The organism is Micromonospora sp. CB01531, assembly GCF_001905095.1.
Lineage (GTDB): Bacteria > Actinomycetota > Actinomycetes > Mycobacteriales > Micromonosporaceae > Micromonospora.
Map to the genome: position 1 here is coordinate 15,816 of NZ_LWLS01000082.1, position 12,304 is coordinate 28,119.

Genomic DNA, 12,304 nt, shown 5'->3' on the forward strand with positions numbered 1-12,304 from the left:
TGTTACCGGCGTTGGCGGACTGTTGCCGTCGACGGCCGCGGTGGCCTAACTACGCGGCCTTGGCCTTGAAGGGCTGAGAAGCTGACCCCAACCGGCCGTGTGGGGTGCGCTGTGGGCCGCCTCAGCCGCGGACCACCGCACCATGGTTGTGCCCTGCTTAGTGATCACCTGCCGAAGTTGTTGATCCTGCGCGTGAACCGCCACCGTCTGGCGGACGTCTGGTAGTGGTGTGATGAGATCGCTAACGGCCGACGAGCATGATGTCGCTCTCTCAGCCGGCGTCGCCGTCCTGGTCTTCCGGATGGCCGACAGCCCGGCCTGCCAGCAGTTCCAGCCCGAGCTCGACGAATTCGTGGCGAGGCACCCCGATTGCGCGGTCTGGACCGTCGAGGCCATGGAGCAGCGAAACCTGGCCGACCTGCATCACCTTCAGGCGCTGCCCAGCATTGTGGTCTACCGCGACGGCATGCCAGTCCGTCGCTTCGCCGGTGGCATCTCGGCGGACGACCTCGACGAGGCGGTAAACGAGGTGATTCACGCCGACATGCAAGAGGAGTTAAACGCCTGGATGCTCGAGATGTTGGAGACCGGTGAGGCCGGTTCCCCGTATGTGTCAGCCCCCGCATCTGACGCACGTCGAGCCGAGCAGGCGACGTCCGCCTACCTCGACTCACCGGGCTCCACGGATGCTTCGGCGAGGGCCCACCCGGCGAGGACCACAACAACCACCGGACACCGGTGAACGTTCGACACCGCACCAGCATCGCGCTGCGCCGACGGCACCGAAGTTCCGCTCATCGACAAGGAGCCAGGCCAGGATGACGCACCCCGGGCACAAGCCAGATGCAGCGGACCGCGATGCCACCGGCGGTTCCCCGTCCGTGTCACACCCGGACACTCTCCCGCACTCCAACCGCGGCTTGGACGCCCAACCCGCGGCGGGACTCGCGTGGCAAGCCCCCAGCCAACCGCTGACCGCACCGGACGGCGCACGGCCGAACATTCCCGTCGCCACCGCCGACGACGCACAGACACCCCAGCACCCGACCAAGCCTGCGGAATGGGGCTGGCGGGGACGGGCCAACCGGATCAGCGGCGGCACGCTCACGTTGCCGGCAACCAAGGAGGAACTGGTTCACCAGGCAGCGCGGCGGAGGCTGCTGCGCCCGTTCAGCCGGACCATGTCCATCGTGGTGGCCAATCCCAAGGGTGGCGCGGCGAAGACCCCCACCGCGCTGCTTGCTGCGGCCAGCCTCGGCTTTTATCGCGGCGGGTACACGCTGGCCTGGGACAACAACGAGACCCGCGGCACTCTCGGCATGCGCGCGGAGTCCGCGCCACACCAGCAGACCGTGATCGACCTGCTGCACAACATCGACGAGTTCCTGGCCGCGACGGCGAGCGTTGGCCAGCTCTCGGCGTACCTGCGGCCACAGAGCGCCCGGTTCGACGTACTCGCCTCAGACGACGCGGCCGGCAGCATGGAGATCATCGACGACCTGGCGTTCCGTAGGCTCTGGACCGCGCTGTGCCGGTTCTACCGGCTGATCGTGATCGACACCGGGAACAACATCCGCGCGGCGAACTGGCAATCCGCCACGGCGGTCGCCGACTGCCTGATTGTGCCGACCACCGTGCAACGCGACGTGGCCGACAGCGGTCTGTGGATGCTCGACCACCTAATCCGTACCAATCGGTCCGACCTGGTGGAGAACGCCGTGGCGATCGTTTCGTGTGCGGACCCCAAGCCGGACCCGCAGCTGCTCAACGACATCATCGAGCGGTACCGCCCGGTCGTCCGGGATGTCGTCGTGATTCCCTTCGACCGGCTCATCCGTTCGGGCGGCCGGATCGAGCTCGACGCGCTCGACATACAGACCCGCCGGGCCTGGTTGATGGCATGCAGCTCGATCATCGACTCGTTGGCGATCCGCGACCAGGCATGAGCGGCCACGTACTACCCCCCGGCGCTCGGTGAATGGCAGAGACCACTCGACGTAGCGACTCTCGGGCCCGCCGGTCTAGCACGTCGACGCTTGTCCCGGTTCCGGTCTGCGGGGTTACCTCCCGCAGCAGGACCAGCCCCGACCCGCCGCGACCGTGCTCGTCTGCGACCACTCGAAACCGGGCGCCTGGTGGGAAGAGCACCCAGTCGGGGCCGATCGGAGTAACCGCGGGTGCCGGCCGGCCAGTGATCGACCGGACGACGAGGACCGGGACGTCCACCTCGGTCTGGCCGGGCGCTGTCTGGTTTCGTTCCGTCCAGAGCGGCGACGCGGTCGCGGGCAGTACGTCGTCAGCGCTGACCACCTGCCCGTACTCCCAGCTCAGCCCTGCTCCGAGGGCCCAGGACGCGAACACCACCCCGGCGTACGGTGGCATCCGCAGGAGGCCGCTGATCAAACACGATTTCGCGGCTGCGGGAACAGGCCCGGCGCTCGCGGCGAAGGACGGATCGCCGGCGCAGAAGGCCACCAGCGCGGCCAGATCGGCGAGGCGTTCATCACCGTCTCCGTCCACTGGGCGCGTTTGCCGGCAGGTGGCGGCGGTTTGCGCGTACGCCTGGTAGCGGTGGCCCAGCAGATCGCGCAGCGCCTGGCGTTCGTGGGGAGTGCTCGAATGGTTGCCCGGGAAGCTCGGTTCCCAGCCCATTGACGGTACGACCAACTCGGGCGACGGCAGCACCGCGACGCCCGTAACGGGTTTCGGCACCGGATCGGTGCGGGGGTCTGGCATGGGATCCAGCACGGGCTCGACGTGGAGGCCATCGCCTGAGATTGGCTCGGGTCTCGGCGCCGGCTCGATCCGGAGGTCCACCGCGGACGGCTCGGGTATCGGATCGGCGTGACGGTCCGGCACTGGGCCGGATCCGGGCAGGGGCTCAACAGGCACAGCCAGCTCGGCAGGCGGAATGGGCTCGGCCGACGGAACGGGCTCAGCCGACGGAACGGGCTCAGCCGACGGAACGGGCTCAGCCGACGGAACGGGCTCGGCCGGCACGGTGGACGCGGCCTGCCGGGGTGGACTGGCGTCCGCCGACAGCGGGGCCAATGGCGCCTCTGGGTGGCTCTGGTCGGGCAGCTCGACCACGTGCCCCGGTCCGACAATCGTGAGCATCGGCCCGTAGCGGCCGGTGACCGAGGACCAAGCCGCCGCAGCCCGGTCGGCGAGCGGACGGGTCACGACCAGCCGCAGCGGGCCGGAGATGCTGCTCGGCAACTGTGCGACCACCGAATCGAGAACGGCCAGCGCGTCGGCCGGCTCGGCGGCGGCAGCGGCACCGAGCACCAGCAGCGGGTGACGGGGGTCGGCGTGCAGGCGCCGCACGATGTCCTGATCAGGATCGTCGCCGGTCAGTCGCAGCCAGAGACCACAACGGACCACCTCAATCGCCCAGCGCTCATCGACCTGCTGCATGCCGCCGGTACCCGGCAGCTCCGGCAGGGGCCGGCGCCACTCGGTAACCTGCGGCGGCGCGCCGGCGCGGTACGTGAGCCGCTGAGCGAACGGCCGCCAGCCCCGATGGCCACTGGCGTCGACCATCGTACGAACCGCCACGCCGGCTGGGTCGGTGTCGGCGACCCCGCTCATCACGTCGATGGTTGCCGCGGTACGCGCCGCGAGCCACTCCCCCACCGTGTCGGCTGTGGTGCTGTCCGGGCCGTACGGGACCAGGATCATCCGGCGCCGGGCCTGCCGTGGCAGCGACTCCAGTACGTCGTAGACCGGTTCGGGCGGCAAGGCTGGGCTGCCCGGACGGCCTATCACCACCGTTGGCTGATCGTGGTCCACGTACGTGGCCAGTATCCGCGCGGTGAGCTCGGGTTCGGGTGGATCCGCGTCGTGCAACCAGAGACCGGCCGGAATCGCGGTCACCCGCAGATCAGACGGGTTGGCCCAGGGACCGGTGGGCAACAGGCGCTGCCAGCGAGGCGCCGGATGGCGGGGGCCTTGATGCTCTGCCGGTCTGTTCGGCCGGAAGCTCCACCACTCGCCGCCATCCACGAACTGCGTCCCGGGGCGCAGCAGCAGTACTGGCCCGGACGGCGCGATCACGTCGATCCGCAGTTCGTCCGCGATGACCTGCGCGATCTCGGGGCGCCCCGCGTGCGAGAGCACGAGTCGGATCGATTCGCAACGAACCGGCAGATGCTTGGCGAGAAGTCCGATCAGCGTTGGCAGGTCCAGCGGCGGGTCGGTGGCCACGATCACCGTGTATCGGTCGCCTTCCCGCGGCAGGTGTGCGTACACGGCCTCCGGTGGCGGCGCGCTGCCGCGGACGATGAGGATGACCCGGTCGTGCCCGAAGACCCGGGGTGGGTCGGTCTGGTTGCTCAATGCGCCATCCTTACCCGCCATGGCGCTGCCCGCCAGAATGATCTCCCAGCTCAGGCACGCACCGCCGCCGTCGCGACGTCCTCGACCAGCAGGGTCCGCAACTGGTCGACGCTGGGTGACGGCAGTGACCGGAGGCGGCCGGCCTGGCGGGTGATTGCCTCATCCAGCACCTGACGAGCGTATCGACCGTTGCCGAAGGTGCGGGACTTCGGGACGTGCTCGAAGTGCTCCCGCAGCGCTACCAGCGTTGCTCCCGGGCATTCGTACCCGCTGGTCGAGGCCAGCGCTTGGAAGATGGCCACCAGCTCATCCGGGTTGTAGTTGGCAAAGTGGATCCGCCGCGAGAACCGCGAGGCGAGGCCGGCGTTGGCGGCTAGGAACGCCTCAATTTCCTGCTCGTACCCGGCCGCGATCACCACCACCTCGTCCCGGTGATCCTCCATGAGCTTGACTAGTGTGTCGATCGCTTCCCGGCCGAAGTCTTGCCGGGCATCCGGCGGGGCCAGTGTGTACGCCTCGTCAATGAACAGCACCCCACCACGGGCTCGCTCGAACGCCTCCTTGGTGCGCTGTGCCGTGTGGCCGATGTATTCGCCGACCAGATCCGCCCGGGCAACCTCGATGAGCTGCCCACCGGCCAGTACGCCAAGCGCGGTCAACAGTTGACCGTACAGCCGAGCCACCGTGGTTTTCCCGGTACCGGGTGGCCCGGAGAAGATCAGATGCCGGGAGATGGCTGGCGCGGGCAGACCTGCGCTCACGCGGGTCCGGATGGTGGCCAACAGGTCGATCACTTCGGCCACCTCCTTCTTCACGCCACTCAGCCCGATCATGCCGTTCAGCTTGGCTAGCAACTTGTCGAGCTCATCCGATTTGGCCATGCCTACCGGTACCCCGGCCGACGGCGGCATGCCAAGGTCCTGAGGCAGCAACTGGGCCAGTTCCACTCCGGATACCGAACCGTCCTCGGAGAGCCGGACCGCCTGCCGCCCGATCATCTCCTCGAACACCTTGCGGGCAACCCGCGCGTTACCGAAATTCGCGTCCCGCACCATCCCGTCAAAAAGCTGCGCCAAGGCGAGTCGGGTGTCGTACTCCAGCGAGTAGTGGTGGGTGCTGCACAACCGCTCAACGATGGTGACCAGCTCGGTGGTCGAGTAGCTCTCGAACTCCACCGACTTGGCAAAACGCGAGGCAAGACCCGGGTTGGAGTCCAGGAAGGCACGCATCTGGGCCGAGTAGCCCGCGACGATCACCACCACCTCGTCCCGATAGTCCTCCATCAGCTTGACCAGCGTGTCAACGGCCTCCCGGCCGAAATCATGTCCGGAACCACCTTCCACCGGAGCCAGCGCGTACGCCTCGTCAATAAACAGCACGCCGCCGCGCGCCTCTTCGAACTTCTCCGTGGTCTTCACCGCGGTGCCACCGATGTGCTCCGCCACCAGGTCCGCCCGGGCCACCTCAATCAGTTGGCCGGTCGGTAGCACTCCCAATGCGGCCAGGATCCGCCCGTACAACCTGGCCACTGTTGTTTTTCCGGTGCCCGGCGCACCAGCGAAAACCATATGCCGGGACATCGGTGGCGTCGGCAGGCCAGCGGCGGCCCGCCGCTTGCTGACCCGGTGCAGGCCGACCAGCGTCGCCACTTCCCGCTTGACCCCGGCCAAGCCGACCAGTGCCTCCAACTCAGCCAACAGCGGACTCGCCGCATCAGACGAACCGTCCGCGTGCGCCGAGGCCGCCCAAGTCCGAGTCGGGTTGGGTCGCACCTGGTCGGGTCGGGTGGTGACGGGGGACGTCGGGCTTCGCTCGGTGCTCGGGTCGGCCATGTCTGGCACCGGTCTCGGTGTGGCCCCGCGGCCAGCGTCGCCACCGTTGCCGACCACCCTGGTGTTCTCGACGTGCACTGGCTCCGTGGTCTCCACGAGCAGTCCGTCACCCGCGTTGTCGAGCAGCTCGCAGCCGTCGATCCGGCCGGAGGACCCGGCGGTAAACCGGACGCCTGGACCGCGGTTGCCCCGTACCCGCGTGCCGACCAGGGTGAGGTGACCTTGCGTCTGGACGAGAATCCCAATGTTGCGGGCGGACCCGATATCGCAGGAGGTGACGGTCGCCGTGCCACGGGCGGCGAGGGTCAGCCCGATCTTCCCGCCCTGGACGGTAGTGCCCTCTGCGGTCAGCGCCGTACCGCCGCCGACCAAAAGTCCACCTGCGGCGCATCGCTCTATCCGCCCGCCGCTAACGGTCGGTTGAGCCTTGTCGGCGAGTTGCACGCCGTACTCGGTGCAGTCAACGATGGTGACCTCTTCGAGAACTGGCTGTGCCGCGCCGCCGACCACCAGACCGGTCTGTCCGCCGTGCACGGTGAGCCCGCGTACGACGCCGCCGGCCTCCGCCTCGAACACCAAGGCCACCCCACCACCAGCAGCCACCGAGCCGCCCTCGATCCGCGGTGCCGCCGAGCCGCTGACCGCCACGGCCGGCGCCCTGGTGCTTTTGATCTCTCCGTCGAGGAACGCCCCGCGCGCCTCGTCGAGTGCGAACAGGCCATGACCGGCCGTCCCGCTTACCCGGCAAGCCTTGAGCACCGCGTTGCTGGTGCCGGACAAGATCACGCCGTGCTCGCCGACCGCTTGGATCTCGCAGGCCTCCAGTGTCGGTTGGCCACCGGCGACGAACACCCCCGTGCCCGGCGTATCGTGCACCTTCGTCCGCACCAAGCGGACCGCGCCGCCGTCCTCCACGGCCACCCCCGGGCCGTCAACCGCGCTGATGTCGCATTCCTCGATCGTGCCGCGCCCACTCCGGGTGGACAGCACGCCGGCTCCCCGGCCGTCGGTCACGGTACACCGCCGAAACACAGGCTCCCCGTGGCCAGCGATGACGATCGCGGCGCTGCCGACCTCGCGTACGGTGGTCGTGGTCACCGCGCCGCCGCCAGCCTTCTCGATCAGGAAACCGGCCCCGCCCGGATTGCTCACCAGGCAATCGCGCATCCCCACATGCCCGGCCGGGACGTGCACCGCGACGATGCCATTCGCTGCGACCTCGCAGTCGTGGGCGTCAAGCCGACCCTGCCCTACCTGGATCGCGGGCAGATTCGGACCGCCGCCACGCACTTTCACACCGCGCAGGGTGCCCGCGCCAGCGGCAACGAAGACGGCCACCCCATCCCCACCGTCGATGGTGACGGTACCCCGGCCATCCTCCGCCACCACAGTAACGTCACGAGTCAGCCGCAGCCGTTCCCGGTAGGTTCCCGGTTGTACAGCTACGGTGGCGCCAGGAGCCGCCGCTTCCAGGGCGGCGGCAATGGTCGGCAGGCACCCCGGTTCGCTCGGCGATACCGAAACCACACTGTTGGTCACGCTGGTCCACCCCTTTCCACGGAAACGGCGCCGGCGAGCTCAGCCGGTCGTACGAAATAACGGCCCGCGTCATCTAGGCCAGGGAGGAAGTTCGACAGTAGTGAGCTGGCCGGCTCGGAGGCGGCGCCCCGAGGTGCCGCGCGCAGCCGGGCCAGGACGCGCTCGGCGTCGTCCCGGCCGCCCGCCTGCTGGCTGGCCCGATCGCTTCGCCGCGCCGTGGTCAGGTCCCGCAGCAACACGCGTACCGGCCCATCGCTTGCCGCTTCGCGGTCAACAGCAAGTACGACGAATCGACTGCCCGGTGGGAAGAGCGCACCACCCCGATCGGCGAAACCGCTCACCCGGTGCGCGCTCACCGACCAGATGGCGAACTCCACGCCCGACGCCGGGGCCGGACCGGCCGTCAGGTCGACGTCGATGAACGCCGGCTCGATCAGCTCGTCGCCGGGTCGGTACCGGGCGGCAAGGTCCGGCTCGGTGGCGCCTGCCCGGAAGACGGGCCCGAGCACGGACGGGAGTCGGCGCAGGCCGTACGCGGCATATCGGGCCAGCATGGAGATCTGCTCGACGCCCTCGTCGGGCCCGGTGCCGCGGAGGACCTGATTGACCACGTCGCGCTCACCGTCGCAATAGGCGAGCACCGCGACCAGCCCGGCGGTGAGCTCAGCGAGCGCGCCAGCACCCGCACCCGCGCCGGCGCTGGCGCTGGCGCTGGCGCTGGCGCGGATCCCAGGCTCCTCGCCCAACTTTCGAGAAGCCACCCGGGCGTGGGCGTCATATCGGCTGCCGAGTGCCTGGCGCAGTGCCGTACGGTCACCAGCTGCCTGAATCGGATCATTTTCGCAGATCCATAGTACCGAGCTGGCGGGTACGTCCGGAGGCGCCGATCTGTCGGTTGCCTGGGTCGGTGCCAGGTCCGATTGGCCGGCGGACGTTGCCTCACCCAGGGCCTGCGGGACGGTGGCCGGATCGGCTGCCACCGCCGAGGAAAACGCGGCGACACGGCTACCCGCAGCGGCCGCTTGCAAGGCGATCTCGGTTGAGAACGGGTCCACTGCCGCCATATCGTGTGCTGCGACGGGGGCAGATTCGGCCTCCGCCGCTGCCGCGGCCACCGACACGGGCGGTACCGGCGCATCGACCGCGGCTGGTGGCCGCCAGCGGTCCGAGTCGGTCAGCACAACGAACTCGGGACCGAGCACGGCCGGCGCAGGGATTGCCTGCGCCGGAAGCTCGCTGAGCCGGGCGGTCTGAGCCACGGCCGCGGCGGCCCGGCCGACGCGGTCGATCGTCGGCTCGGACCTGATCTCCTCCAGGAGGGCCTGCTTCGCCCCGGCGAGGTGCCCGATGACATCGGGTGGGTAGGGGTCGGCCTCCCGAACCATCCGGTCGAGGTGCTCCTCGGTCAGTTGCCCACCGTCGGGGTGGATGCGGTCAGGATCACCCGCGGCGACTGGACGAGCAGCGGGCGTCGGGTCGGCACCGGGGGACGCCGCCAACGCCACCTCGACGGCCGGGGACACGACCAACTCCGGGACGTCGAACCCGAACGCGATCGGCTCAGGCACCGCGGTTGGGACGGCCCAGGTAGCGGGCGCTGCGGTTACTGACCCGGTCGGTGCCGCCGCGGTCGTCGGCTGAGGCTGGGTACGCCGGCCTGAGTTGGCCGGTCGAGGCGGCAATACCGCGCCTAGCGTCTGGATCCGACGGGTGCCTCGCCGCTCACCGGGGCGGGTGACCGTCGGACTCCAGCGGCGGAAGGTGCCGGTGGTCTGGAGAATCCCGGTCGCGAATGTCGAGACCTCGGCATCGGCGGCGAGCACTGGGACGGCCAGCGCGTCGGCGAGGCCGCCGAAGAGCAGATCGGCGGCGGGCCCGGTGACGGACACACCCTGCGCCACGACCACCACCGGCTGGCTGGCGTCGTCCCGGCAGGCGACGATCATCTTCGCCAACGACCGCGGTGATACCGGACGGCCGGCGACCCGGAACCCGCTGACCTCTACCTGTATCTGGACGACGAAACCCGCCAGCACCCGGCCGACGCCCATCGGCGGTTCGTCCAGGAATGACCAGCCCGCGGTGGTCCGCACGCCGGGCACCACGGTCTGCGCCGCGGCCGGCGCCGATGGTGAGCGCGGTGGCCGGCCTAGCAGCCGGGGCGGCAGCCAGGCGGTGGCCGGACGGCTGCGAGGCAGGTAGGTGAGCCCGCCGTCGGCGCGCGCGAAGAGTTGGTAGTTGGTGCCGGCCGCCCACCTCGACCTGACCGGCCGCAAAGGAGGATCGGCCGGTGCCGCGATTCGGCTCGTCTGCTGCGGATCGAATGGGGAGTCGCTCGGCGGCGGCGACGGGTCCGCCGCCAGCTCATGCAGCGGCGGCCAGGAGGACTCATGGCGGGCTGGGCGATCGGGTCCGCAGACCATCCACACGGTGCCCGCACCCGGACCGCACCCGCCCTCGACGGTGTCCGGGCCGGCATTCTCGGCGGCGGGCGGGCGGGCCCGTACGCTGGTGCCGTCGGGGGTCACGATCAGCCCGGACGGCGGGAAGACCACCTCTTGGCCGACCCCCTCGGCCAGGCTGTGCGCGGCCGCACACGCGTCGATCGATCGGGCGTACCCGCCCAATGAAACCAGCCGGACACCCCCCGCACTGCCGCCCAGATGTTCGATCAACAAATCCGGAAGGATCTCGAAGAGGTCCGGCCGGATGGTCACCGACGGGGTACTCAATACCGCCGTACGATGTGGTTCCGGGGGCAGCGCGGCGGCCAGGGCGACCAGCGGCTCACGCGGATCCGCCGGGGTACGCAGAACCAGAACCTCACCGACAGTATCTGCGATGACGCGGTCCGCAACTGGTTGATCGGAGCGGCCCCCAGACATCGGGCTGATCTCCTCTCCACGGCGTACGGTCTTGCGGCAGCTACGGACACCGGACGCGGTCCGATCTCCCGCCTACTGCCTGGCCGGTTCAACGGCAGGACACACCTACAGCAGGTTCGAGGTAGCCACCTCCACATCGACTCGACCGGTCGGCGTCGGCCGAGCTGATGGGTTCTCGACGGGCGGCGCGGGCTCCGCCCAGCCGGCGATATCGGCGTCGGAACCGGCGACATCAGCGCCGGCACCGGCGATATCGCCGGCGTCACCATCGCCGACGACGTCAAGATTGGCGCCCCAATCGTCGTCAACGTCAAGATCGGCGTCCCAGACATCCACGTCAGAAACCGGCGCGTAGAGCGCCGACAGCGCCCGGTGCAGCGCCACGGCGTCGACCTCGGGCGGCTGGTAGTCGTTGTCCCTGATGTCGTCGAGCAGATCCGGGTCGGGGGCCAGCCGATGCTCACGCACGTAGTAACTAACCGCATCGGTCCAAATCCACTGGCCGTCGGTACGGAACACCGTCGGCACCGCCTCGCCCCGTGACCGGTCCACCACGTCCTCGGTCAATTCGGGCGTGATCAACAACGGAACGCCCTCGTCAAGGTAGCTCAGCACCCGATCACGCTCATCATCGTCGAGCTGCGGATGCGCCGGGTCGAACCCGGGACCGCTCTCCTCGGAGAAGGTGTCGAACACCTGGGCGACGAGCACCGGAGTCGCCGGGGCCGCCGCCCAGAGCAGGGTGGAGAAAGCTAGCGCATTGCGCTGGTACGCGGGCAGCTCGTCGGGGTCGGCGAAAACCTCCACCTGGGGATCGGTCTCCCCCACCGCCTCCAGCGTTTCCTGCAGCCGGGCGGCCAGCCTCGGCAACTGCGTGTCGTCGGCGGCGTGGACCAGAAATATCCGGCGTGGCGGTGGCCACTGCGTGTCCATGGCCGGGAATCTCCACGTCCGCCATAGCCCGACTACTTGCGCGCCGTCCGCGACCTGCGCCTCCACGGCCGCGACGACCGCAAGGTCGATCTCCTCAGCCGCACCCGGCCCGTCGTACGGACCGGTCAGATCGATGCTGTACGGCACGTCACCACCATGCTCGGCCAGCACCTCTGGGCTGACTGGCGCCAAGCCGTACGGGATCTGGGGGTCGGCCTCGGAACGATCGAGGTCGGCCACGCCATCGGTGCTCTCGCCTGCGGCGGCGAGCGTGTCGGCCAGCAGCGTCGCATCTGCCTCGGTCACCGCCACCTGCCCGGTCAGCGCGGCAAAAAGCACCGCCTGCGCGATCTCCAGCAGCTCTCCCCCGGCGAGCCAACGCCGAGCCTCGGAGATCAGCTCGTCTGGCAGCTGGCCAGCCATCCGAAGCAGTAGCTGGTGGAAGGCGGCGGGTTGATCGTTCGGCGCCTCGACCGCCTGAGTCATGGCGATGCCCCTCTCCCTGCTCTGCTGGTTGCTTCCAGCTCTGCCGGTGATCCCACCAGCCCCGTGTCAACCTGGCCCCTCCACGTATCGAGAGGCCCGTGCACTCACGACGAGAGGCTTACCGGTTTGGTTCAATCCCGCACCTACCAGCGTCCGACCCGAAATGAACCTGACCAGGGCGCGGTTTGGGGACGCGCGGACTCAGGTCCGCAGGAGGTTCTGACCTCCCATCGACGAGCTGACCACCAACCCGTTACCGGGCAAGGCCTTCACCGCGTTACGAGACGCCTT

At 69.4% G+C, this 12,304-nt stretch carries 6 protein-coding genes; 2 read left to right on the top strand and 4 right to left on the bottom strand.

The window, feature by feature from the left end:
• Positions 1-232: 232 nt before the first annotated feature.
• On the top strand, positions 233-742 hold the full coding sequence (locus A6A27_RS23830) for a thioredoxin family protein (RefSeq protein ID WP_143194131.1): 510 nt from the start codon (positions 233-235) through the stop codon (positions 740-742).
• A 178-nt stretch (positions 743-920) separates the two neighbouring features.
• Positions 921-1,946 (top strand): MinD/ParA family ATP-binding protein, encoded by a 1,026-nt coding sequence (locus tag A6A27_RS46155; RefSeq protein WP_241825424.1) that lies wholly within the window; start codon positions 921-923, stop codon positions 1,944-1,946.
• On the opposite strand, the gene A6A27_RS23840 is transcribed toward A6A27_RS46155, so the two are convergent.
• From A6A27_RS23840 to A6A27_RS23855, 4 genes are all read right to left on the bottom strand, one after another.
• Positions 1,912-4,338, bottom strand: a complete 2,427-nt coding sequence (locus tag A6A27_RS23840; protein ID WP_073836883.1) for a hypothetical protein — start codon at positions 4,336-4,338, stop codon at positions 1,912-1,914. The two genes, A6A27_RS46155 and A6A27_RS23840, sit on opposite strands and share 35 nt — an antisense overlap.
• A 50-nt stretch (positions 4,339-4,388) precedes the next feature.
• Entirely contained in the window at positions 4,389-7,709 is a 3,321-nt protein-coding gene (locus tag A6A27_RS23845) for a right-handed parallel beta-helix repeat-containing protein (protein WP_073836884.1), read from the bottom strand.
• Positions 7,706-10,426 (bottom strand): hypothetical protein, encoded by a 2,721-nt coding sequence (locus A6A27_RS23850; protein WP_073836885.1) that lies wholly within the window; start codon positions 10,424-10,426, stop codon positions 7,706-7,708. Before A6A27_RS23850 ends, A6A27_RS23845 begins: the two co-directional genes overlap by 4 nt.
• A 273-nt stretch (positions 10,427-10,699) precedes the next feature.
• Positions 10,700-12,013 carry a hypothetical protein gene (locus A6A27_RS23855; protein ID WP_073836886.1) on the bottom strand — a complete coding sequence of 438 codons (1,314 nt, stop codon included), beginning with the start codon at positions 12,011-12,013 and terminating at the stop codon, positions 10,700-10,702.
• Positions 12,014-12,304 lie beyond the last annotated feature (291 nt).